This window comes from Micromonospora sp. NPDC005194 (assembly GCF_040608335.1).
Lineage (GTDB): Bacteria > Actinomycetota > Actinomycetes > Mycobacteriales > Micromonosporaceae > Micromonospora.
Genome location: NZ_JBEXIA010000008.1, coordinates 70,223 through 92,599 on the forward strand (window position 1 = coordinate 70,223; position 22,377 = coordinate 92,599).

General features: G+C 72.7%; 18 protein-coding genes, 1 tRNA gene and 1 pseudogene. 11 read left to right on the top strand and 9 right to left on the bottom strand.

The window, feature by feature from the left end; translation table 11 throughout:
* Nucleotides 1–7: 7 nt before the first annotated feature.
* A tRNA-Pro gene (locus tag ABZU53_RS09235) sits at nucleotides 8–84 on the bottom strand.
* 244 nt (nucleotides 85–328) lie between these two features.
* Nucleotides 329–1,222 carry a metallophosphoesterase gene (locus ABZU53_RS09240; protein ID WP_355064884.1) on the bottom strand — a complete coding sequence of 298 codons (894 nt, stop codon included), beginning with the start codon at nucleotides 1,220–1,222 and terminating at the stop codon, nucleotides 329–331.
* Nucleotides 1,223–1,247: 25 nt separating this feature from the next.
* On the opposite strand from ABZU53_RS09240, the gene ABZU53_RS09245 reads away from it, so the two are divergent.
* Nucleotides 1,248–1,703, top strand: coding sequence for a GatB/YqeY domain-containing protein (locus ABZU53_RS09245; protein ID WP_007466213.1), 456 nt, complete (start codon nucleotides 1,248–1,250; stop codon nucleotides 1,701–1,703).
* A 77-nt stretch (nucleotides 1,704–1,780) separates the two neighbouring features.
* Here ABZU53_RS09245 and ABZU53_RS09250 read toward each other — a convergent pair whose 3' ends face one another.
* Nucleotides 1,781–4,216, bottom strand: coding sequence for a transglycosylase domain-containing protein (locus tag ABZU53_RS09250; protein WP_354856514.1), 2,436 nt, complete (start codon nucleotides 4,214–4,216; stop codon nucleotides 1,781–1,783).
* A gap of 404 nt (nucleotides 4,217–4,620) precedes the next feature.
* Here ABZU53_RS09250 and ABZU53_RS09255 point away from each other — a divergent pair, with 404 nt between their 5' ends.
* Nucleotides 4,621–4,941, top strand: coding sequence for a WhiB family transcriptional regulator (locus tag ABZU53_RS09255; protein ID WP_007466209.1), 321 nt, complete (start codon nucleotides 4,621–4,623; stop codon nucleotides 4,939–4,941).
* 6 nt (nucleotides 4,942–4,947) lie between these two features.
* Here ABZU53_RS09255 and ABZU53_RS09260 read toward each other — a convergent pair whose 3' ends face one another.
* From ABZU53_RS09260 to ABZU53_RS09270, 3 genes are read right to left on the bottom strand one after another with little or no spacing between them, the layout of a single operon-like run.
* Nucleotides 4,948–6,099 (bottom strand): ArsA-related P-loop ATPase, encoded by a 1,152-nt coding sequence (locus ABZU53_RS09260; RefSeq protein WP_354856516.1) that lies wholly within the window; start codon nucleotides 6,097–6,099, stop codon nucleotides 4,948–4,950.
* 54 nt (nucleotides 6,100–6,153) lie between these two features.
* On the bottom strand, nucleotides 6,154–7,131 hold the full coding sequence (locus ABZU53_RS09265) for an ArsA-related P-loop ATPase (RefSeq protein WP_355064886.1): 978 nt from the start codon (nucleotides 7,129–7,131) through the stop codon (nucleotides 6,154–6,156).
* Between the two features lie 26 nt (nucleotides 7,132–7,157).
* Nucleotides 7,158–7,739 (bottom strand): hypothetical protein, encoded by a 582-nt coding sequence (locus ABZU53_RS09270; RefSeq protein ID WP_354856551.1) that lies wholly within the window; start codon nucleotides 7,737–7,739, stop codon nucleotides 7,158–7,160.
* 754 nt (nucleotides 7,740–8,493) lie between these two features.
* On the opposite strand from ABZU53_RS09270, the gene ABZU53_RS09275 reads away from it, so the two are divergent.
* The 7 genes and pseudogenes from ABZU53_RS09275 to ABZU53_RS09305 all read left to right on the top strand — a co-directional run bounded on the left by ABZU53_RS09275 (nucleotide 8,494) and on the right by ABZU53_RS09305 (nucleotide 16,544).
* On the top strand, nucleotides 8,494–8,979 hold the full coding sequence (locus ABZU53_RS09275) for a hypothetical protein (RefSeq protein ID WP_355064888.1): 486 nt from the start codon (nucleotides 8,494–8,496) through the stop codon (nucleotides 8,977–8,979).
* 43 nt (nucleotides 8,980–9,022) lie between these two features.
* Nucleotides 9,023–9,178: a DUF4177 domain-containing protein gene (locus tag ABZU53_RS09280; protein ID WP_007466198.1), complete on the top strand. Its 156-nt coding sequence runs from the start codon at nucleotides 9,023–9,025 to the stop codon at nucleotides 9,176–9,178.
* Nucleotides 9,175–9,636: a RidA family protein gene (locus ABZU53_RS09285; RefSeq protein ID WP_007466196.1), complete on the top strand. Its 462-nt coding sequence runs from the start codon at nucleotides 9,175–9,177 to the stop codon at nucleotides 9,634–9,636. The genes ABZU53_RS09280 and ABZU53_RS09285 overlap by 4 nt, the downstream gene beginning before the upstream one ends.
* Before the next feature lie 125 nt (nucleotides 9,637–9,761).
* A complete protein-coding gene (locus ABZU53_RS09290) occupies nucleotides 9,762–10,592 on the top strand; it encodes an MBL fold metallo-hydrolase (protein ID WP_354856524.1) in 831 nt (276 codons plus the stop codon).
* A complete protein-coding gene (locus ABZU53_RS09295) occupies nucleotides 10,589–14,185 on the top strand; it encodes an adenylate/guanylate cyclase domain-containing protein (protein ID WP_355064890.1) in 3,597 nt (1,198 codons plus the stop codon). Before ABZU53_RS09290 ends, ABZU53_RS09295 begins: the two co-directional genes overlap by 4 nt.
* A 244-nt stretch (nucleotides 14,186–14,429) precedes the next feature.
* A pseudogene (locus tag ABZU53_RS09300) lies at nucleotides 14,430–14,807 on the top strand (hypothetical protein); the annotation flags it as partial.
* A gap of 207 nt (nucleotides 14,808–15,014) precedes the next feature.
* A complete protein-coding gene (locus tag ABZU53_RS09305) occupies nucleotides 15,015–16,544 on the top strand; it encodes a serine/threonine-protein kinase (protein WP_355064892.1) in 1,530 nt (509 codons plus the stop codon).
* Here the strand turns inward: ABZU53_RS09305 and ABZU53_RS09310 are convergent.
* The gene (locus tag ABZU53_RS09310) at nucleotides 16,531–16,872 is read right to left on the bottom strand and encodes a hypothetical protein (RefSeq protein ID WP_355064894.1); all 342 of its coding nucleotides are present in this window, start codon (nucleotides 16,870–16,872) and stop codon (nucleotides 16,531–16,533) included. The genes ABZU53_RS09305 and ABZU53_RS09310 overlap by 14 nt on opposite strands.
* Before the next feature lie 169 nt (nucleotides 16,873–17,041).
* Between ABZU53_RS09310 and ABZU53_RS09315 the strand changes: the two genes are divergently transcribed.
* Nucleotides 17,042–17,983 (top strand): transporter substrate-binding domain-containing protein, encoded by a 942-nt coding sequence (locus ABZU53_RS09315; protein WP_354856532.1) that lies wholly within the window; start codon nucleotides 17,042–17,044, stop codon nucleotides 17,981–17,983.
* Nucleotides 17,980–19,134, top strand: coding sequence for a hypothetical protein (locus ABZU53_RS09320; protein ID WP_355064896.1), 1,155 nt, complete (start codon nucleotides 17,980–17,982; stop codon nucleotides 19,132–19,134). Before ABZU53_RS09315 ends, ABZU53_RS09320 begins: the two co-directional genes overlap by 4 nt.
* Nucleotides 19,135–19,141: 7 nt before the next feature.
* Here ABZU53_RS09320 and ABZU53_RS09325 read toward each other — a convergent pair whose 3' ends face one another.
* Nucleotides 19,142–20,305, bottom strand: a complete 1,164-nt coding sequence (locus ABZU53_RS09325; protein WP_355064898.1) for an acyl-CoA dehydrogenase — start codon at nucleotides 20,303–20,305, stop codon at nucleotides 19,142–19,144.
* Nucleotides 20,302–22,377 (bottom strand): biotin carboxylase N-terminal domain-containing protein, encoded by a 2,076-nt coding sequence (locus ABZU53_RS09330; RefSeq protein ID WP_355064900.1) that lies wholly within the window; start codon nucleotides 22,375–22,377, stop codon nucleotides 20,302–20,304. The genes ABZU53_RS09325 and ABZU53_RS09330 overlap by 4 nt, the downstream gene beginning before the upstream one ends.

Here is a 22,377-nt window from a genome sequence, read left to right on the forward strand (position 1 = left end):
TTACCTCTGGTCGGGGTGGCCGGATTCGAACCGACGACCTCTTCGTCCCGAACGAAGCGCGCTACCAAGCTGCGCCACACCCCGAGGCGTGCCGACAAATAGTAGCCCACCCGCTCCGATGGTCAAACTCGGTACCCCCGCCGCCCGACCCGGCCGAATCGCGCTCGGAGCCGCCAAGATCCGCACAACTTCCCCGATGTTGCTGCCTCCCGGCACGGCGAGGCAGCAACATCCCCGATACTGCGCGGATCTTGGGGCGACGGCGGGGCGGGCGGGGCGACGGCGGGGCGGGTGGTCAGGGGCGGCCGGGGAGGCGGGGCACGACAGGTCAGCGGGGGATGAGGGTCAGGATGCTCGCCTCCGGAGGGCAGGCGAAGCGGATCGGTGCGGTCGGGTGGGTGCCGAGGCCGGCGGAGACGTGCAGCCAGGAGTCCGACCCCGGCCACCGGTGCAGCCCACGTGCCATCGAGCGGGGCAGGCCGCAGTTGGTCACCAGCGCGCCGTACCCCGGGACGCAGACCTGTCCGCCGTGGGTGTGCCCGGCCAGCAGCAGGCCGAAGCCGTCGGCGGCCATCTGGTCGAGGACCCGTGGCTCGGGGGAGTGTGTCAGCGCGATGGACAGGTCGGCCGAGGACGAGACGGCGCCGGCCACCGCCGGGTAGTCGTCCCGGTCGATGTGGGGGTCGTCCACGCCGACCAGGTCGAGCTGCCGGCCACCGGCCTTGAGGGTGGTCCGGGCGTTGTTGAGGTCCGCCCAGCCGGCGCCGGTGAGCACCTGGCGCAACTCCTCGTAGGGCAGGTCGACGCCCTCGGTGTACTCCCGGTCGGGCAGGAAGTAGGTGAACGGGTTCTTCAGCACCGGCCCGGTGTAGTCGTTGGAGCCGAACACGAACGCGCCCGGGTAGTCCAGCAGCGGTTGCAGCGCCCGCAGCACGCCCGGCACCGCGCCCGGGTGCGCCATGTTGTCGCCGGTCACCACGACCAGGTCCGGGTCGAGGGCGGCCAGCGACGCCACCCAGCGCTGCTTGCGCGCCTGGTCGGGCATCATGTGCAGGTCCGACAGGTGCAGCACGCGCAGTGGCTCCGCGTCGGCCGGCAGCATCGGCACGTCGTACCGCCGGAGGGTGAACATGTTGCGCTCGACGAGCGACGCGTACGCGAGTGTGGTCGCGCCGACCGCGGCGGTTCCGGCGGCGAGGCGGAATAGTGTGCGCTTTCGCATGGCGTTCAGGGTAGTTTGACCGTCCATGAGCACGCTGAAGGACCGCCTCACCGCCGACATGCGTTCCGCCCTCAAGGCGCGCGACGAGTTGACCACCTCCACGCTGCGGATGGCCCTGGCCGCCGTCGGCACCGCCGAGGTGGCCGGCAAGGCCAAGCGCGAGCTCACCGACGACGAGGTGCTCGCGGTGTTGACCAAGGAGGCCAAGAAGCGCCGGGAGGCGGCCACCGCCTTCGCCGACGCGGGCCGCGCCGAGCAGGCCGCGAAGGAGACCGCCGAGGGTGAGGTGCTGGACCGCTACCTGCCCAGGCAGCTCTCCGACGCCGAGCTGACGGAGCTGGTCGCGGGGGCGCTCGCCGCGGGCGGCTTCACCGGCAAGGCCCAGATGGGCCCGGCCATGAAGGCGGCCCAGGCCGCGGTGGCCGGCCAGGCCGAGGGCGGTCGGGTCGCCGCCGAGGTACGCCGACAGCTCGGCCTCTGATCTGCCGGTTCGGACCGACGAAAACGGGCGGGCACCCGCAGTGGGTGCCCGCCCGTTCGTGTGTCCTGCTCGTCGGCTCAGCCGTTCGGGCGGCCGCCGGGTCGACCGGGCGTGCCACCGGGAGGTGCCGGCTTGTTGCCGTCCGGCGGGGTGCCGCCACCGCTGCTGATCTGGATGGTGACGGGGCCGCCCTTGATGGTGCGCCCGTCCGGGTTGGTGCCGGCGGCGGTGCCCGCCGGGCAGGGGGACGCGACCTTCGCCTCGGAGACGATCGGCTCGAAGCCCGCGCCCTTGATCCGGGACTTGGCGGTCTCCACCGGCTGGCACTTCACGTCCGGGATGCTGCGCTGGTCACCCTCGGAGATCTTCTGGCCCGGGGGCTCGAAGTTGATCCGCGGCTTGCCCTTCATGGCGTCCCGCAGCGTCTCGTACACCGGCGGGTTGATGCCGTCCTTCTCGGCGTGCTTCATCTTGACGTTGGTCTGCGGCCAGTCCGGGTCGGCCATGATGCCGGCCACCGCGTACTGCTTGGTCATCGCGACCAGCGCGGCGGTCTTCTCGGAGTCGGTGGTGCCGGACTTGCCGGCCACCGGCGCGTCGACGATGCCCTTCACGACCGCGGCGGTGCGGCTGCTGCCGCACTTGCTGGTCTTGGAGTTGTCGCCGACCGGGCAGCGGGCGGCGTCCACGGCGGCGCGGGCCACGTCGGTGCTGAACCGCTTCTCGCAGCGCGGGTTGGCGATGTCGAGCTTCTTGCCCTCCGGGTCGCGGATCTCCTGCACCGGGATCGGCTCGCAGTACTTGCCGTCCGCCGCGAGGGTCGCGTAGGCGTTGGCCAGGTCCAGCGGCGTGGTGGAGGAGACGCCCAGGGTGAAGGCGCCCCACTGGTGGGCCGAGTCCTTGGTGGCGGCGAACTTGGCGTCGTTGCTGGCCCGGAACTGGATGCCGGCCCGCTTGGCGACGTCGACCACGTTCTCGGCGCCGACCTGCTGCTGCAGCGGCACGAAGTAGGTGTTGATCGACTGGGCGAAGGCGCTCCACATGTTCTGCACGCCGCCGGCCTTCTTGCCGGAGTTGGTCGGGCAGTAGAAGTGGGTGCCGGGGCAGGCCGCCGGGCTGCTGCTGTCGATGATGTATTCCGACTTGAACTGCTGCGGCGCGTTGAACGAATAACTGAGCGGGATGCCCTTCTCCAGCGCGGCGACGATGGTGAAGATCTTGAACGTCGAGCCGGCCTGGTAGCCGGCGATGCCGTCGCCGCCGGTGAGCAGCGGGTTGACCGTCGCCGGGTAGTTGCCCTTGATGCCGCGCCTGCTCTTCGCCGGGTCGCTGGAGATCTTGTTCTTCGGGTTCTTCGGATCGTCCAGCTTGAACTGCCGGTTGACCGCGAGCGCCCGCACCCGGCCGGTCCCCGGCTCCACCACGGCGACCATGGCGGCTTCCTTGCTGGTCTCCTTCTTGGCCCGGCGAACCGCCGCGTCCGCGCCCTTCTGTGCCTGGACGTCGATCGAGGTCACGACGGTGTAGCCGCCGCTCTTCAGGCGCCGCTCACGGTCGTACGAGGTCGAACCGAACGTCTCCTGCTGCATCCACCAGCGGTAGAAGTAGTCGCAGAAGAAGCCCCAGCTGTTGACGTTTGTGGCGACGCAGCCGTTCGGGGTGCGCTTGTCCTGCACCTTCAGCTTGACCGCCTTGGCGGCGTCGGCCTCCTGCTGGGTGATGGCCTTGGTGTCGACCATGTTCTGGATGACGTAGTTACGCCGGTCCAGCGCGAGGGGGTAGCCGCTCTTGGTGGTCGGGTCGTTGGTCGTCGGGGCCTTCACCATGCCGGCCAGCAGCGCGGCTTCCTCGATCTTCAGCTTGCTCGGCGGCTTGCCGAAGTAGACCTGGCTGGCGGCGTAGATGCCGTACGCGCCGTTGCCGAACGAGGCGAGGTTGAGGTAGCGGGTCAGGATCTCGTCCTTGGAGAACTCCTTGTCGACCTGCAGGGCCAGCCGCATCTCGCGGAGCTTGCGGGCGCTGGTGTCCTCGGTCGCGGCGACCACGTCGGCCGGATGCGTGGCCGAGTAGGCGATGGCCAGCCGGACGTACTGCATGGTCAGCGTCGAGGCGCCCTGACGCCCGGCGCCGTCGCTCTGGTTGTTGACGAACGCGCGGGCGACACCGTTGATGTCGACGCCGTTGTGCTTGTAGAAGTCGTGGTCCTCGGCCGCGATGATGGCCTTGACCATGTACGGCGAGATGTCGGCGAGCTTCACGTCGCGGCGGTTCTCGTCGTACATCGTCGCCAGCGGCGTCTTGCCGTCCGACGCGAGCAGGTAGCTGATCTGTGGCGCGCGGGCCACCGTCAGCTCCGTCGGCAGGTTGCCGAATGTCTCTGCGCCGGCCTTGGCGGCCAGGCCGGACATCGCCACCGCGGGGAAGGCCGCCGCAGCGACCACCACGCCAGCCAACAGGCCACATATGAGCAGCGATGCGGCGTTGGTCAGCACATTGTGGTCACGTTTCCGCATCCAGGTCACCTCGGCATGGTACGCGAGTAGGGAACGAGGGGCGCTGGGGCGTTCTTTCCCCATTTCCTGCGTGCGCTGCCCTCGTTGTGCTAAACGCATGACCCCCCGTACGAGGTTGCGTGTGACCTGGCGCGAGTCTCCACCGTTCGGCGGAGGCTCCGCAGCGTTTTCGCCGACCTCGGCGGGGTAACCGGCGGTCGAGAGCCCGGGAAGCCGGGAGTGTCCGGAATGATGGATTTCGCCGACAACGTTGCGTAATCAGCCGACTACAGAGCATGATGATGGCGGCGACAGCGCCACATGTCGTCCGCACCGCCTTGGGGAAGGCGGCCGGGCGACCGGGGGGAAATTGCCGGCTGCCGTGCAACGAGGTCGGTAGGTACTGCAAGGGGGGACGTGTACACATGGGCATGATCACTGACTGGCCGTCGCTGGCGGCGTGTCAGAACGGGGACCCGGACGCGTTGTTCGTACAGGGCGCCGAACAGAACGTGGCGAAGCGGATCTGCCGGAGCTGCCCAGTTCGGTACGAGTGCCTGGCCGACGCGCTGGACAACCGGATCGAGTTCGGTGTGTGGGGCGGTATGACCGAACGCGAACGCCGGGCGTTGCTGCGTCGGCACCCACAGGTGACGAGCTGGCGCAAGATGTTCGAGGCAGCGATGAAGAAGAACAGCAAGGACAAGGCTGGCAAGGACAAGATCCTCGTCAGCGCGGCCACCTGACGCCGGTCACGACCGGCCGATCGCCGCGCCGATCGTCCGCAGCCCGTCGACGTCGTGCACGTCGGCGGGCTGCGCCGTCACCGACACCGCCGGCACCGCCGGGAACGCCTCGGTGAACCGCGCGGCCACCTGCTGCTCGCGTACCGCCTGACGGGCCAGCGCGGCGTGCGCCCGCAGCACGTCGGCGGTGGCCTCGTGCCCACCCAGCTCGGCCAGCCGCTCCGCGGCGGCCCCACTCTGCTCGGCGTCCAGCTCCGGGACCACCGGTCGGTGCACCCGGTTGAGCACCAGGCCGGCCAGCGGCATCTTCTCCTCCCGCAGCCGGCCCGCGAAGTAGGCGGCCTCCCGGACCGCGTCCGGCTCCGGCGCCGCGACCAGCACGAAGGCCGTCTCCCGCGCCTGCAGGATGCGGTACGTCTGCTCGGCCCGCTGCCGAAAGCCCCCGAACATCGAGTCGAGCGCGGCCACGAAGCCGGACAGATCGGTGAGCAACTGCGCGCCGAGCACCTTCTGCACCACCTTCGAGAACATCCCGAACGAGGCCGTGACCAGGCTGAACATGCTCCGTCCGCCGCTGCGCGCCGGTGCCAGCAGCAGACGCAGCATCCGGCCGTCGAGGAAGCGGGACAGCCGGGCCGGCGCGTCCAGGAAATCCAGCGCCGAGCGGGACGGCGGAGTGTCCACCACGATCAGGTCCCACTCGCCCCGGGCATGCAGCTGGCCCAGCTTCTCCATCGCCATGTATTCCTGCGTGCCGGCGAACGTCGAGCTCATCGCCTGGTAGAACGGGTTCGCGAAGATCTCCGCGGCCTTCGCCGGGTCGGTGTGCTGGAGCACCACGTCGTCGAAGGTGCGCTTCATGTCCAGCATCATGGCGTGCAGCTCACCGCCGCTGGCCTCGACGTCGATGCCCTTGACCTGACGGGGTGTGTTGTCCAGCTCGGTCAGGCCCAGTGACTGGGCCAGCCGGCGGGCCGGGTCGATGGTGAGCACCACCGTGCGCCGGCCATGGTGCTCGGCGGCCCGCAGCGCCAGCGCCGCGGCCGTGGTCGTCTTACCCACCCCGCCGGCACCGCAGCACACGACGATCCGCACGCCCGGGTCGGCGAGGATCTGGTCGACGTCCAGCTGCGGCGCCGCGTCTTCGGAAGGCACCAATCGAGCGTATCGGGCCGCGTCGGTCCATGCGCCCGTGCCGAGCTCAGGTGTGAGTCAATCGGCGCTGACGAGGGCGCGGGCCAGGGTCGTGAGGGCCGCCCGGTCCACCCCGTCGGGCAGCAACGGCAGCTCGACCATCGGCAGCCCCAACTCCACCAGGTCGGCGCGGAGCGAATCCTCCAGTTCGCGCCGGATGAGCTGGTCTCGCGCCTCGTCGTGCAACCCGGCCACGATGTCCTGATCGGCCGGCAGCCCGGCGGCGACCAGGCCGCGCCGGAGTTCCGCGGCGGTGACCGCCGGGCCGGCCGGCAGCGGAGGTCGGGCGCCGTTGACGATCACCTTCCCGATACCGAAGCCGAGCGAGGTCAGGTCGGCGATGGCGTCCACCGTCTCCTGCACCGGCATCTCCTCCAGCAGCGTGACCACGTGCACGGCGGTCATCGGGGAGCGCAACAGCGCGGACACCCCCTCGCTCTGGGTCTTGATCGGGCCGACCTTGGCGAGCCGCGCCGTCTCGGCCGTGACGTTGAGGAAGCGGCCGATCCGACCGGTGGGCGGCGCGTCCAGCACCACCGCGTCGTACGCGCGCCGCTGCCCCGAGGTCCGGGTGGTGGCCTCCTTCACCTTGCCGGTGAGCAGCACGTCACGCAGACCCGGGGCGATGGTCGTGGCGAAGTCGATGGCGCCGAGCTTGCGCAGGGCCCGGCCCGCCGCGCCCAGCTTGTAGAACATGTCGAGGTACTCGAGCAACGCCTCCTCGGCGTCCACCGCGAGCGCGCGCACCTCACCGCCGTCCGGCGTGTCGGCGAGGTGCCGCTCCTCGTACGGCAGCGGTTCGATGCCGAAGAGCTGGGCGATGCCCTGCCGGCCCTCCACCTCCACCAGCAGGGTGCGCCGGCCACCGGCGGCCAGCGCCAGGGCCAGCGCCGCCGCCACGCTGGTCTTGCCGGTGCCGCCCTTGCCGGTCACCACGTGGAGGCGGGCCGACCATCCGGTACCGGCCGGGTCGGACGGCCGCTCAGCTGCACGCACCCGTCGAGCCTATCCAGGCTTGCCGGTCAGGCGACCTCGCAGACCCACCAACCCGTCTTCTGCACCACAGTGAAGCGCAGGTCCTGGTCGGCCACCTTCTCGTCGGCGGTGGTCATGGTGATGCGCGTGGAGACGGTGGCCCGGTCGCCGGTCTGGTTGTCGACCTTTGGGGTGGTCCACTTGAACCGGGGGTTCTGGTACTCGGACGCGTACTTCTGCACCTCGGCCACCTTCGCCGCGATCTTCTTGTCGTCGCGGGAGGCGGCGCAGACGTGACTGGCGGCCTTGGTCGCGTCCCGGTCCTTGTAGACGGCGGTGAGGAACTCGTCGACGGCGACCGCCGGCTCCTTCGCGCCCTCGCCGGATTCGGCGTTGCGCAGGGTCAGGAACGCCACGACGCCGCCGCCCACGCAGAGCACCATGATCACGACCAGCGCGATGGCGGCGATCAGCAGGCCGCGCTTCTTCTTCGGCTCGACGGTGCCCTGGTACGGCGGGTAGCCGGGCGGGGGTGGTGGGATCGCACCCGGGGCCCCGGGGGACTGCGGCGTGCCGGCCGGGTCGTCGGTCTGCGGGACGCCAGCGGGCGGGCCGGGCTGGGTCGGCACGCCCGGCTGCGCGGGGAGCGCCCCCGGCGCGGGCTGTCCGGGATGAGCGGGCTGCCCGGGAAGGGCGAGCTGGCCTGGCTGGGCGGACGGGCCCGCAGCGGCGAACGGGCCCGCAGGGGCGGCCGGGCCGGGAAGTGCGGGCTGGGCGGCCGGGCCGGGTTGGGTGGCGGTCGGCGAGCCGGGACGCTCCTGGACGGTCGCCCCGTCGGACTCCCTCAAGGGGGCGGTCGGGTCGGGTTGCCCGGAGATCGGCTGGCCGGAAGGCGCCGGATCGGACTGGCCGGAGGCCGTCGGGCCGGGCTGTCCGGGGATGGTCGGCGTCTCGGGCTGACCGGCGGAATCCGGGGGCGCCGACGGAAGAGCGCGCGGGCCGGCCTGGTCGCCGCTGGGCGGTTGGGTCATCTCGTTCCCCCGGGGGTGCGGCGCCCGGCCGCCACCCCTGGCGCCGAGCGAGATCGAGCGGGCGGCCGGGCGCTGTGCGACCGTCCGACCGGAAGGGTAGCGGCCAGCCGCCGGTTCGGTGTCGCCCCTACCGCGCGGTGCTTGGCATCGCGCGCACGTCCAGACCGTGAGATCACTCGCAGTCGGGATTCCTGCCCAACATCTGTCGCATATGTGACTGCCGGTGACTGATCGTGCGCGTCCTGTTGGCGGGACTGTCGCCGTGGACCTACCTTCGTCCGGTGCGGGGGCCGGAACGGATGAATGGTCCGGGCCGGAAGCGTGGTCCGAGAGGTACGACCGGAGGCAGTTCATGCGCGATGCGGACAACATCCCTCGCACCCAGTTCCCGACGAACGAGCGGCAACGCCGGCCCGGGTCCGTGGGAGAGGTGGCCGGCGGGCCGTTCGGCGGCCTGCCCATCAACGAGCGGTCGTACCGTCGGGTTCCGGAGCCCCCGGAGGTGATCCGGGGGTCGAGCCGGCCCGGCGAGCGGCTGCGGGACGAGGACGAGCCCGGGTTCGTCATCCACCTGCCGATCCGGGTGCCCGACCTGGCCTCGGCGACCCTGCTGGCCGGTCGAGTCGCCGAGTCGCTGGGCTTCCTACCGGAGCTGGACGCCGGCGAGACCACCGTGTCCAACGCCGACGACCAGAACAACCGCCACCGGGTCTTCTGCGACCTGCTGCTGCCCGACCGGTCGCGCTGCCCCCAGGGGTACGAGCACCAGGGGCCCTGTGGAGAGCTGCCGGCCACGCCGGAGCAGCGTCCCGCGCCTCGTCCGGCCAGCGGACCGTAGGCTGTGCCCGACGAAGTCCGCACCACGAGGGAGCCCTCCAGCGATGCAGAAGTGGGAATACTCCACGGTCCCTCTGCTGGTCCACGCGACCAAGCAGATCCTCGACAACTGGGGTGAGGACGGGTGGGAACTCGTCGCCGTGGTCCCCGGCCCCAACCCCGACCAGCTGGTGGCGTATCTGAAGCGGCCCAAGGCATGAGCAACGGCCCCCACGCGAAGCTCGCCGAGCTGGGCCTCGAACTGCCCGACGTGGTGCCGCCGGTGGCCAGCTACGTGCCGGCCGTGCAGTCCGGGCAGCACGTCTACGTCTCCGGCCAGCTGCCGATCGCCGAGGGCAAGCTGCTGGCGACCGGCAAGGTCGGTGCCGGCATCTCCGCCGAGCAGGCCAAGGACCTGGCCCAGCGGTGTGCGCTCAACGCGCTGGCGGCCGTCGACTCGCTGGTCGGCCTGGAGAACGTGGTCAAGGTGGTCAAGCTGACCGGGTTCGTGGCTTCGGCCCCCGGCTTCATCGGCCAGCCCGCCGTGATCAACGGCGCCTCCGACCTGTTCGGCACCGTCTTCGGCGAGGCCGGCCGCCACGCCCGCAGCGCCGTCGGGGTCGCCGAGCTGCCCCTGGACGCCCCGGTGGAGATCGAACTGATCGTCGAGGTCGCCTGACCGCACCGCCACCGTCCCGCGATCGTGCGCCGTCGCGCCCGGAGGAAAGCCCTGAACAGGGATGAATCAGGGGCTGGACCTGCATGATCGCGGGCCGTGGCGGGCGGGGTCGTACGATCGCAGCCATGAGCGGGCACGTGACGGGGGCGACTGCGGCGCTGGCCGACAGGCTGCCGAGCTGGGTGACACTGCTGCGCGCGCCGAACCCCGGCCCGATGACCCTCGACGGCACCAACACCTGGCTGCTGCGCGCGGCACCGGGTGAACCGGCGGTGGTCGTCGACCCCGGGCCGGCCGACGAGGGGCACCTGGCGGCGATCGCCGCGCACGGCCCGATCGCGCTGATCCTGATCACGCATGGCCACCCCGACCACACCGAGGGCGCCGCCCGGCTCAGCGAACTGCTCGGCGGGGTGCACGTCCTCGCCGTCGACCCGGCGCACACCATCGGCGGTACGCCCCTGACCGATGCGCACCTGGGCGGCTTCGGCCTGGGCATCCGACTGCTGGACACCCCGGGGCACACCGCCGACTCGGTCTGCTTCGTCGTCGAGCACGGCGACGAGCGGGCGGTGCTCACCGGTGACACCATCCTCGGCCGCGGCACCACCGTGGTGGCCCACCCCGACGGGCACCTCGGCGACTACCTGAGCAGCCTGGAGCTGCTGTCCGCGTACACCGGAATTCCGGCGCTGCCCGGGCACGGCCCGGCGCTGGCCGACTGCGCCGCCGCCGCCACCTTCTACCTTGCCCACCGCCGGGCCCGCCTCGACCAGGTCCGGGCGGCGGTCGCCGCCGGCGCGCGGACACCGGCGGACGTGGTCGCGGCGGTCTACGCCGACGTGGACCGCTCGCTCTGGTGGGCCGCGGAATGGTCGGTCCGTGCCCAGTTGGAGTATCTGGGCGTCGACACCGGGGAATCCACGCCGGGGGTCAGTGGGTTGGAGCACATGTGACCTGCCCGGTGTGCGGAACTGTCGCTGTCCCCGGCGCACGGTTCTGCCACAACTGCGGTGCCGCGCTGCCGGCCGCCGCCACGTTGCCGGCGGCCGAGCGTCGGGTCGTCACAGTGCTCTTCGGTGACCTCTCCGAATTCACCTCCTGGTCGGAGGACCTCGACCCGGAGCGGGTCGGAGCGGTCACCGACCGGGTGCTCGCCTCCCTCGCGGGGGCGGTGAAGACGTTCGGCGGGCACGTCGACAAGCTGACCGGCGACGGGATCATGGCGGTCTTCGGGGCGCCGGTGGCACACGAGGACGACGCCGAACGGGCCGTCCGGGCCGCCCTGTCCATGCAGCGGGCCGTGCGCCGGGTGCTCGACGACGAGCGCGGCGGCGGTGCGCCGCTCGGCCTCCGGGTCGGCCTGAACACCGGCGACGTCATCGCCGGCATCCAGGCGGCCATCGAATACACGGTCATCGGCGACACGGTGAACACCGCCGCCCGGCTGGCCGACGCCGCCGCGGTCGGCGCGGTCTACGCCGGCGGACGGACCGCCGCCGCGACCCGGCACGTCGCCTCCTGGCGGGCGCTGCGCCCGCTGCGGCTCAAGGGCAAGCGCGAGCCGGTCGAGGCGTACGAGCTGCTGGGCCTGCTGGACGCGCCGGGCACCCGGTCGGGTCTCGGCGACGAGGCGCCCTACGTGGGCCGGGAGACCGAGATCGGCCGGGTCGCCGGCCGACTCGCCGAGGTGATCGACCAGGGTGACCCGCGGGTGCTGCTGATGACCGCCGAGGCGGGCATCGGCAAGTCCCGGTTCGCCGCCGAGGTCGAGCGCCTCGCCGCCGGGTACGACGTGGGCGCCGGCCGGTACGCCGCGCACACCGGCGCCCGGGTGCTCTCGGTGCGGTGCGCCGCCTTCGGTGAGCGGCGCAGGCTCGCGCCGTTGGCCGACCTGGTCCGTGCCGCGGTCGGTCTGCCCGGTGACGCGGCAACCGCGCTGACCCGGCCGGCCGTGGAGGAGCGGCTGCGGCGGCTCGGTCAGCGGCTCGCCCGCTCCGCCGGCGAGACGCCCGCGATCGCCACCGACCAACTGCTCACCCTGCTCGGGTATGCCGAACTGCCCGTGCACGGCGGCACCGACAACGGCGAGTGGGGCAGCACGACCGCCTCGCCCGCCGATGCCGAGGCGGTGCCGAACGCCGTCGCCGACCTGCTCAGCGGGCTCGCCTCGGAGGCGCCCCTGGTGATCGTGGTGGACGACCTGCACGACGCCACCCCCGAAACCATCCGCGCTCTCGGGGGGACCCTCTCCCGACTCACCGGCCCGGTGCTCGTGCTGCTGCTCGGCCGCCCCGAGCTGGTCCGCACCGCCGGTGCGCTGACCCGCGTCGCGGACGCCGAGGTGCACTCCCTGCCGCCGCTGCGGGGCGCCGACGCCGCCCGGCTGCTCACCAGCTACCTCGGCGGCGGGAAGCTGCCACCGGCCGACGCGGACCGACTGCTCGCCACCGCCCAGGGCAACCCGTTCTACCTCGCGGAGCTGGTCACCCTGCTGATCGAACGCGGCGCGCTGACCGCCGAGCGGCCCGCGTCCGGTGACCCGAGCACGCCGGCCGGCTGGCGCCTCGTACCCGGTTCCCTGGGCAGCCGGCTGCTCTCCCGGGACCTCGCGGCCGTCCTGGCCGCCCGGATCGACGCGCTGCCACCGGACGCCCGTTCCGTCCTGCGGGACGCGGCGGTGGTCGGTGACACGGTGCCGACCGGCGCGCTGGAGGCGCTGCGCGAGCAGCGAGCCGGCCGCGACGGGAGGCCCTCGGCGGTGGTCGCCGTGGAGTTCGACCGGGCCGTCGAGGAGCTGCTGCAACGCCGCATGCTGCACCGCACCCGCGCCGGCTACGCGTTCGCCACCCCGCTCATGCGAGAGGCCGCGTACGCCGGGGTGAGCAAGGCGGAACTGGCCGAGCGGCACGCCGCGCTGGCCCGCTGGGCGGCGCCCGTCGACGGGGTCACGACCGGCGGGGTGGGCGGGTTCACCGAGGAGGCACGCGACGACTTCGTCGCCATGCACGTCCAGCGGGCCGCCACGCTCGCCGACGCGGTGAAACTGCGACCGGACGCGCCGGCCCGCGCCGTGGTCCCGCTCGGGGTCGCCGCGCTCGGCCGGGCCGCCCGCCGGTCGCTGTCCGCCGGGGAGCCCGCGCTCGCCGTCGAGTACGCCGAACGCGCCAGCGAGCTGGCCCGCGACGGGATACCGGCGACCGACCGGGTGGTGCACGCCCGTGCGCTGCTGCAGATCGGCCGGGTCGCCGACGCGCTCGCCTTCGCCGAGAAGATCGCCGCCAACGCGGGGGACGAAGCCACCCGTGCCAGCGCCCTGCTGCTCGCCGGGCAGGCCCAGCAGACCCTCGGCGACCAGGGTCGGGCGGAGGCCGCCTGGCAGGAGGCGTTGCAGGTGGCCACGGCCGGCGGGCTGCCCGCGCTGCGCGCGTCCGCCATGCGTCGGCTCGGCATGGGCGACTTCGTGGCCGGTCGGCTCAGCCAGGCGAGCAGCCGGTTGGCTGCCGCCTACCAGGTCAGCCTCAGCGCACAGGATCGGCGTGGGCAGGCCTGGTCGCTGCAGAACCTGGCCTGGGTGACCACGACCCGGGGTGACTTCGCCGGCACCGATGCCGTCCTCGGCCGGGCCGCCCGGCTCTTCGCCGAACTGAAGGACCCGTACGGGCGGGCCTGGCTGCGGGGCACCACCGCGTTCGCCCGGCTGCTCGCCGGTCGGCTGCGGGAGGCGTGCCGGATGGCGCAGGTCTTCCTGCCCTTCGGCGAGCGGGTCGGCGAGGCGTGGGCGGTGGGCACGCTGCGCGCGGTCGCGGCGTTCGCCACCGCCGAGTTGGGCGAGCTGGCCGAGGCGGACCGGGAGGCCCGCCGGGCGTACCGCGAGTTCGCCGCCGCGTCCGACGACTGGGGGCGCGGGTTCGCGCTGGTCGTCCGGGCCGTCGTGGCCCGTGGGCTGGGCGAGCCGGAGCACGCGGCCGACCTGCTCACCGACGCCCTGGCGTACGCCGACCAGACCTCACACCCGCTGCTCACCGGAATGGCCGGCACGCTGCGCGGCTTCGTGGCGCTGGACATGGGCGACCACGAGACCGCCGAGCAGGCCGCCCGAGCGGTGCTGACGGCCGTCGAACCGCACAACCCGCAGGCGCCGGCGCAGGTCGCGCCCCGGGTGCTGCTGGCCACCGCCCGACTGGCCGCCGGTGATCCGGCGACCGCGGTCGGGCTGCTCGCCCCGGTGGCGACGGCTGCCGCCAACGCGCCCTCCCTGCTCTTCTCCCGCCGCCAGACCATGGCCCGGTACGCGTCGGCGCTGCTCGCCCACGGTCAGCGGGAGCAGGCGCTGGACTGGGCCCGACGGGCGGTCACCGCGCCCGCCGAGGACGTGCGCAGTCAGGTGATCGCGGCGAGCGTGCTCGCCGAGGCGCTGGCGGCCTGCGGCCACGCGGCGGAGGCGCGGTCCTGCGCCGACGAGGCGGTCCGCCTCGCGTACGCCACCGAACAACGCAGCGAACGAGCAGCAGCCAAAGCCCTCCAAACCCGCCTAACCCTCCCCTAACCCCTCCCCCGCCCCGGGCCCCCGCCCGGGGTCTCCCGCCCGTTGATCACGAAGTTATTGCGCCGACACGCCGATATCGGTGGCAATAACTTCATGATCGCCGCGGTGGGTGGCGGGTGGGGTGGGGGTGGGGTGGGGCGGTTTTGGCGGTTCTGGGGATGTGGTGGTCGGGGTGAGGGGCTAGCGTGTCACCACCGTGCGGTGGTCCACAGTGGCGACCGTCGCCGTGCCTGGGGAGGCCCTCATGAAGCTGCCGCGTTCCGTCGCGGGGTGGACCATCGCGGTCTTCGGCGTACTGGCGCTGGTGATGGGCGCGGTCGGGTTGCTCTGGCCGGAGGCGCAGCTGCGCCTGCTCGGGTTCGAGGTGCCGGCGACGCGTGGCGCCGGCGACTACACCGGCACGTTCCTGCTGGCGTCCTCGATGGCGTCGTTCAACATGGGCGTCTACTACCTGCTCGCGACGGTCACCGAGTGGCGGGCGTTCTACCGGTTCACGGTGGTCTTCCGGCTGGTCACCTTCACCGTGTTCAGCATCGCCGTGCTGGCCGACATCGCCCCGGACCGGTTCTTCGGCGTGGCCGCCTGGGAGGGGTTGGGCGCGGTGGCCACCGCGGTCGGATTGCGGATGGACGCTCGCCGGGGCACGCCGGCCGCCGCCGACACCGCTGCCGACACCGCTGCCGTGTCTCCCGCCCCTGCCGCTCCCGCCGCCTCCACGTCGGCCGATGTCGACGTGCCGGGAGGCGCCGGAGAGGCGCCCGGCGCGGCCGGTGCCGCTCCGGCGGACGCGGCGCGCTGAGCCGCCGGCCGGGTTGGGTATTTTCGAGCGGTGACCGACACCCCGACCGGTGGCTTGCCGGTGCCGATCGTGCCCGGTCTGACTGATTTGCGGGTCTTTGCCCGAGGCGGCTACGCCACCGTCTACCAGGCCACCCAGATCTCGGTCGGCCGAGAGGTCGCCGTCAAGGTCGAGAACCGCACGCTGGACAGCGAGCGCGACCAGGCCCGTTTCCTGCGCGAGGCGCGGGCCGCCGGGCGGATGTCGTCGCACCCGCACGTGGTGGACCTCTTCGACGTCGGCGTCACCGTCGACCAGCACCCATACCTGATCATGGAACTCTGTGACGGGTCGTACGCCGAGCGGATGCGCAGCTCGCCGCTCGGCCCGGTGGAGGCCCGCGATCTCGGCATCAAGATCGCGGATGCGTTGGCGCACTCGCACGGGGCCGGGGTGCTGCACCGGGACGTGAAGCCCGCGAACATCCTCTACTCGCACTTCAACTCGGCGGTGCTGGCCGACTTCGGGCTGGCCGTGCTGGCCGAGGCGCGCGACGCCTCGGTCACCCTGGAGGTGCTCACCCCGGCGTACGCGCCGCCGGAGATGTTCAGCCACAGCCCGCCGTCGCCGGCCGTCGACGTGTACGCGCTCTGCGCCACCCTCTACGCGGTGATGCACGGCCGGCCGCCCCGCTGGCAGTCCGAGCGCAACCCCAGCCTGGTGACCGTGCTGGAGATGTTCAACCAGCCACTTCCCGGCCTCCCGGGCGTACCGGACGAGCTCATCGACGTGCTGCGCCTCGGCATGGCCAACGACCCGGCCGAGCGACCGTCCGCTCTCGAACTGCACGACCTGCTCGCCAACCTGCCGTTCGGCTCGCCGGCCGCCCCGGTGAGCGGCGTCCCGACCAGCGGTGCCCCGGTCAGTGGCTCTCCGGTCAGTGGTGGCCCGAGCCGGTCCGGCCTGTACGGCACCGGTCAGCCAGTGCCGCGCCCCCCGGTCGAGGACTCCCGCCCCAGCATCCCCGGCGGCCGGCGCTGGCGGCGGCGCTGGTTCCTCGGCGGCGCCGGAGTGCTGGCGCTCGCCGCCTCGGCCACCACCGGGGCCTGGCTGGCGAGCAGTGGTTCGCCGCCCGACCCGTCACCGTCGGTGACCCAGGTCGCGGCACCGGCGACCGGGCCGCTGCCCGGCTGCGCGTCCGGCGCCGGGGCACCGACCGCGCTGCCCAGCGGTGCCCGTTGCCTCCCCGAGCTGGAGTGCTTCGGCCCGGTGCGCATCCGCGGCGCCCGCGCCGAGGCGGCCCGGGTCCCCTGCGACGGCCGGCACACCTGGGAGACGTACGCCGAGGGCATCCTGCCGGTGCCGCTCGTCGGCGCGGCCTACGACGAGGTGATCGCCGCCGAGCCGGTACGGCAGGTGTGCAGCGCCACGACGTTCCGACTGACCACGAAGATCGCCGAGCCGGTCGGCTGGCACCTGGAGGTGTTGCCGCCGGTGGACGGCAACGTCGACCGGATCTACCGGTGCCTGGCGGGGCGGGGCGTCGACGCGCTCACCGCGCCCACGCTCACCGGTCGCTGAACCCGCCGCGCGCCCGTCCCCGGTCACGCACCGCACGCAACGCGTCCCGGCTGTCCAGGGCGTCGAGCGTGTCCGCGTCGATCCCGTACGGCATCAACTCCGGCGGCGCGGTGGCGTGCGGTTGGTCCGCCGGCTCTGGTTCGGCGCGCTGGCGGGCGGCGGACACGGCGACCGCGGTGACCATGGCCAGCAGCACGCAGAGCAGTGCGAGAACGACACCGAGAAAGTCCTGCCGGCGCAGAACGACCAGCAGGGCCAGCAGCGCGACGGCACCGGGCGCCGCGACCGCCGCCACCATCCGCGCATCGATCCTGGACAGTCGATTCACCCCTCCAGCATGTCCTGACCGGGCCCGCTGTCAACCGGAGACGCGATCCGCCGCGCCGATCGGCGTTGATCGAACGGACCAGCCGACCCGACCGGTCGGGGTGCACACGCAGTGGACCCAGCTCGCTACTCTCGGTGTTCCGCAGGCTGCTCCGTCAGCGAGGTCGCCCATGAACGTCCACAGTTCCCAGTCCCGGCTCCGCTCGGTCGCGACGACGCTGGCGGTTGCCCTGACCCTCACCCTCTCCGCCGCCGCCGGCTGCGACAGCCGCAAGGAGCCGGACCTGCCGTCGGTGCAGGAGAAGCTGCGCGAGTCGCACATCTACGGGCAGTCGAAGCTGCGCATCGGTGTCGCCACCAACGAGCCGTTGATGGGCGACCTCCGCAACGGCCAGCACGTCGGCTTCGACGTCGAGATCGGTAGGTACATCGCCGCCTCCCTCGGTTACGAGGGCGACCAGCAGTTGGAGTTCGTGTCGGCGGCCACCGAGGACCGGATCCCGTATCTGCAGGGCGGCACCGTCGACCTGGTGGTGTCCAGCTTCTCGATGACCGAGGAGCGCAAGAAGCTGGTCAGCTTCGCCGGCCCGTACTTCGTCACCACCCAGGAGGTGCTGGTGCCGGTCCGGCTGAAGGACAAGATCCGCACCATTGAGGACCTGCGCGACCCGGCCTACAAGGTCTGCACCACCGGCGGTTCCACCACGGAGGGTGAGCTGGAGAAGCGCCAGGTCAAGGCGTTGGTGGTGAAGGACGTCTGGGATTGCGTGACAGGCATCCGCGCCGGCCGGTACGACGTGGTCAGCTCGGACGAGACGATCCTCGCGGGCTTCCTGGCCACGTACCCGAAGGAGTTCGAGATCGTCGACCTGCCCTTCGGCACGAGCGAGCTGTTGGGCATCGGTGTGCCGATCGGCGATCCGGCGCTGCGTGACCTGGTCGCCTTCTTCCTGCAGAAGAGCTACCAGCAGGGCCGCAACGGGCAGGCCAGCCCGTGGCTGACGGCGTACAACCGGACCCTGGGCCCGTGGCTGCGCGTCGAGAAGACTCAGCCGCAACCACTTGAGGTTCCGAAGCTGGTCGACTTCGACGACAAGGCGCCCCGGCGGTGAGCACGGTGCCGACCGCCACCGGTGACGCGAGCGCCGGCGGCGGGGTGCCGCCGCCCCGGCCTTCCGTGCCGACCGACCACGTCGAGGTGGACGCCGTTGGGTGGCCGACCGGGGTGCCGCGGGCCGAACCCGCCGTGCCGGTCGCCGACGTCGAGCAGGTGCCGGTGCGGTGGGAACCGGCGGAGCGGCGGGCGCGGGCCAGCCAGTCGTTCTGGACGGCGGTCGTGGGCGTGCCGGCGATCTTCTCGGTGCTCCGGCTCGGCGTGGAGGCGGGTGGGGAGCTGCAGACCACGCTGCTGCTGGTCGCCAACGTCGGGCCGGTCAACCTGCTCGCTGGCTTCCTGACCACCGCGGCCCGGCTGCTCTCCACCGGGCTGGTCGCCGTCTTCGCGCTCGGCGCGGTGCTGGCCGTGAGCGTGGAACGACTGCCGCCCGGCACCCGTCGCCGCCCGCTCTTCGCGCGCTGGGCGGACCTCACCCCGGCCTGGGTGGTGCTGGCGAGCTTCCTGCTCGCCCTGCTCACCTGGCCGCTGCTCTACCTGCCGCTGCTGCTGCCGGCGTTCGCCGCCGCGTTCCAGCTCCGTCCGGACCGGCTGCACGAGTGGGTCGTACCCCGGTTGTCGGCGATCGTCGCGCTCTTCGCCGGGTACGGCTGGCTGCTGCTGCCGACGTTGCGCGACGCGGGTGGGCAGGGTGAGCTGCTGGTGCTGGCACTTCTCGTGGTGCCGCCGGTGTTGGCGCTCTTCATCGCCGGGCCGCTGCCCGGCGTGGTGATCCGACCGCTGGCGTCGCTGACCGAGGTGGCGGTGCTGGCCATGCTGGTCTGGGCCGCGGTGCCGGTGATCAGCACACCGGTGCTCCCGCTCACCGTCACCACTGTGGGCGCCGAGAACGGCCCGACCGAGGACGTACGGGGGCACGTGGTGACCACCGACGACGTCAACATGGTGATCCTGCAGGAACGGGGTGGAGTCCGGTACGTGCCGGTCGGCCTCGTCCGCGCGCAGGTGCTCTGCCCGAGCGAGGAGGAGCTGCCCCGGCACCGGCTGCGGATCCACGACTTCCACATCGAGGATTCGCTGCTGGAGGGGATGGGCCGCCGCGTCCGCCCGGTGCACCGCATCGACGCCGCCTGCCGCGCCCCCGGCTGACCGCTGCTCAGTAGGACTTCTCCTGACCGAGGACGTGTTGGGCGACGAAGTTCAGGATCATCTCCCGGCTGACCGGGGCGATCCGGCCGGCCCGGACCGCGCCGAGCAGGGTGGCCACCCCGTACTCGGTGGTCATGCCCGCCCCGCCGAGGGCCTGCACGGCGGTGTCCACGGCGAGCGCGGCGGCCTCCCCGGCCGCGTACTTGGCCATGTTGCCGGCCACCCCGGCCTCCAGGTCACGGCCGGCGTCGTACAGGGTGGCGGCCTTCTGGATCATCAGCCGGGCCAGCTCCACCTGCACCGCCGCGTGGGCGAGCGGATGCGACACCCCCTGGTGCGAGCCGATGCTCCGGCCACCCCACACCTTGCGGGTGGCGGTGTACTCGCTGGCCCGCTCGATGGCGTACCGGCCGGTTCCGGCGCCCATCGCGGCGACCGTGATCCGCTCCGGGTTGAGCCCGGCGAAGAGCGCGGGCAGGCCGGCGTCCAGGGATTCGCCGACCAGCGCGTCGGCGGGCACCCGCACGTCGTCGAGGTAGAGCAGGAACTGGTTCTCCGGAGAGACGATCTCCATGTCCAGCTTGGACCGGGTCAGCCCGGCCGCGTCGGTCGGCACCAGGAACAGCGCGGGCTTCAACTTGCCGGTGGAGGAATCCTCGGTCCGGGCCACCACCAGGACGTGCCCGGCCTCGTCGACCCCGGAGATGTAGCACTTGCGGCCGTTGAGCAGCCAGTCGTCGCCGTCGCGGCGGGCCACCGTGCCGAGCCGGTGGAAGTTGGAGCCGGCCTCCGGCTCGGTGATCGCGAAGACGATCTTCTGCGAGCCGTCGGCGAGGCCGGGTAGGTGCCGCTTGCGCTGCTCCTCGGTGCCGTGCCGGTTGATGACGGTGGCCGCGATGGCGGGGGAGACCACGAGCAGCAGCAGCGGGCAGCCGGCCGCCGCCAGCTCCTCGCAGACGATGGCCAGCTCGGTGATGCCGCCGCCCCCGCCGCCGTACTCGGTGGGGATGTTGACTCCCAGATAGCCGAGCCGTCCGGCCTCGGCCCACAACTCGGTGGTGTGCTCACCGGCCTTCGCCTTCTCGACGAAGTAGCCGTGGCCGTACCGGCGGCCCAGCGCCCGCACGGCGTCGCGCAGCTGGTCCTGCTCGGGGGTGAGGTCGAAGGTCATCGGGGGTCCTCCTCGGGGTTCGACGGCTCCAGGTCGCCGCTTGCGGGGGAGCCGTCGATGACGGCCAGGACGGTGCCGGTGCGCACCTGACCGCCGGCCGGCACCGGCAGCTCGGTGACCACGCCGTCGGTCGGGGCCAGCACGGGATGTTCCAGCTTCATCGCTTCCAGCGTGAGCAGTGGATCGCCGGCCGTGACCCGCTGGCCGACCTGGACGTGCACCCGGGTCACCGCGCCGGGCAGCGGCGCGAGCAGCGACCCGGCCGCCACCGCCGCCGTGGGCAGCGGGAGACGCGGCAGCTCGACGAGGCTCGCCGCCCCGTCCGGGCCGTCCACGAAGACCTCCGACCCCACCCGGTGTACGCGGTACGCCTGCCGAACCCCGTCGACGTCGAGCACCACCAGGTCGGGGGTCGCCTCGACCAGCGCCACGGTCGGCGCGTTCGCCGATTCGGAGGCGTCGCTGACCTTCGGCCGCTCGGCGGAGTCATCGGCTGGCAACGTGCTGGACCAGTCGGCGAGCGCGCCGGTCCGGTCCAGGTGGTAGCGGATCTCGATCTTGTCGCCGTTCGACCCGACGAAGCGGGTGGTCTGGGGGACCGCGGGCACGTTGCGCCAGCCCGAGGGAAGTCCGGCGAGGACGGGCGCGTCCGTCCGACGCTGCGCGGCACCGGCCAGCGCCGCCGCGAGCGCGGCGACCGGGAGTCGGTCGGCGGGGAGCAGCGGCGCGAAGACCTCCGGGTGCCGGTCCAGGAATCCGGTGTCGATCTCGCCGGCCGCGAACTCCGGGCTGCGCAGCACCCGAACCAGCAGATCGCGGTTGGTCGCCACCCCGTGCAGCTCGGCCCGCGCCAGCCCGCCCGCCAGCGCGCGGGCCGCCTCCGACCTGGTCGGCGCCACCGCGATCAGCTTGGCGAGCAGCGAGTCGTAGTGCACACCCACCACCGAGCCCGCCACGACGCCGGAGTCGAGCCGCAGGCCCGCCCGCTGGATCCAGCCGAACTCGCGGTCCACGCCGGGCACGTCGAAGCGGTGCAGGGTGCCGGTGGCGGGCCGCCAGCCCTGCGCCGGCTCCTCGGCGCAGAGCCGTACCTCGATCGCGTAGCCGCGCGTGGCGGGGTAGTGGTGGTGCTCGGGCAGCGGGGCGCCCTCGGCCACCAACAACTGCATCCGGACCAGGTCCAGCCCGACCGGGGTGATCAACTCGGTGACCGGGTGCTCCACCTGGAGCCGGGTGTTCATTTCGAGGAAGAAGAATTCGCCGGTCGGTGCCAGCAGGAACTCGACCGTGCCGGCCCCCACGTAGTCGACAGCCCGTCCGGCAGCCACGGCGGTCTCGTGCAGCCGCTCCCGCAGCCCCGGCGGGAGATCCCCGGGCGCCTCCTCGATGATCTTCTGGTGCCGGCGCTGGATCGAGCACTCCCGGACACCGAGGGCGGCCACCGTCCCGTGGGTGTCGCCGAAGATCTGCACTTCCACGTGCCGGCCGCGCTCGACGTACCGCTCGATGAAGACCGTGCCGTCGCCGAACGCGGCAGCCGCCTCGCGGCGCGCGGAGGCCACGGCCTCGGGCAGCTCGGCGGCGGCCCGGACGATCCGCATGCCCCGCCCGCCACCACCCGCGGACGCCTTCACCAGCACCGGGAAGCCCGTGACCTCGTCGGCGTCGGTCCAGCTCGGCAGCATCGGCACACCCGCGTCGGCGAGCAGCGCCTTCGCCGCCAGCTTGTCGCCCATCGCGGCGATCACCTTGGCCGGCGGCCCGACCCAGGTCAGCCCGGCGTCGGTCACCGCCGCCGCGAATTCGGCGTTCTCGGCGAGGAAGCCGTAGCCGGGGTGGACGGCGTCTGCGCCGCTGCGCCGGGCCGCGTCCAGGATCAGGTTCACCCGCAGGTACGTCTCGGCCGGCGTGTTTCCGGGCAGCCGCACCGCCTGGTCGGCCTCGGCGACGAACGGCGCGTCGGCGTCCGCGTCGGAGTGCACGGCGACGGTCTGCACACCCATCGCGCGGCAGGTGGCGAAGACCCGGCGGGCGATCTCGCCCCGGTTGGCCACGAGCAGTCTGTTGATCAT

What these genes read in the sequence shown, in the direction of transcription:
- ABZU53_RS09240 (WP_355064884.1), bottom strand. Translation starts at nt 1,222, where the DNA reads ATGCGAAAGCGCACACTATTCCGCCTCGCCGCCGGAACCGCCGCGGTC.
- ABZU53_RS09245 (WP_007466213.1), top strand. Translation starts at nt 1,248, where the DNA reads ATGAGCACGCTGAAGGACCGCCTCACCGCCGACATGCGTTCCGCCCTC.
- ABZU53_RS09250 (WP_354856514.1), bottom strand. Translation starts at nt 4,216, where the DNA reads ATGCGGAAACGTGACCACAATGTGCTGACCAACGCCGCATCGCTGCTC.
- ABZU53_RS09255 (WP_007466209.1), top strand. Translation starts at nt 4,621, where the DNA reads ATGGGCATGATCACTGACTGGCCGTCGCTGGCGGCGTGTCAGAACGGG.
- ABZU53_RS09275 (WP_355064888.1), top strand. Translation starts at nt 8,494, where the DNA reads ATGCGCGATGCGGACAACATCCCTCGCACCCAGTTCCCGACGAACGAG.
- ABZU53_RS09280 (WP_007466198.1), top strand. Translation starts at nt 9,023, where the DNA reads ATGCAGAAGTGGGAATACTCCACGGTCCCTCTGCTGGTCCACGCGACC.
- ABZU53_RS09285 (WP_007466196.1), top strand. Translation starts at nt 9,175, where the DNA reads ATGAGCAACGGCCCCCACGCGAAGCTCGCCGAGCTGGGCCTCGAACTG.
- ABZU53_RS09290 (WP_354856524.1), top strand. Translation starts at nt 9,762, where the DNA reads ATGAGCGGGCACGTGACGGGGGCGACTGCGGCGCTGGCCGACAGGCTG.
- ABZU53_RS09315 (WP_354856532.1), top strand. Translation starts at nt 17,042, where the DNA reads ATGAACGTCCACAGTTCCCAGTCCCGGCTCCGCTCGGTCGCGACGACG.
- ABZU53_RS09325 (WP_355064898.1), bottom strand. Translation starts at nt 20,305, where the DNA reads ATGACCTTCGACCTCACCCCCGAGCAGGACCAGCTGCGCGACGCCGTG.
- ABZU53_RS09330 (WP_355064900.1), bottom strand. Translation starts at nt 22,377, where the DNA reads ATGATCAACAGACTGCTCGTGGCCAACCGGGGCGAGATCGCCCGCCGG.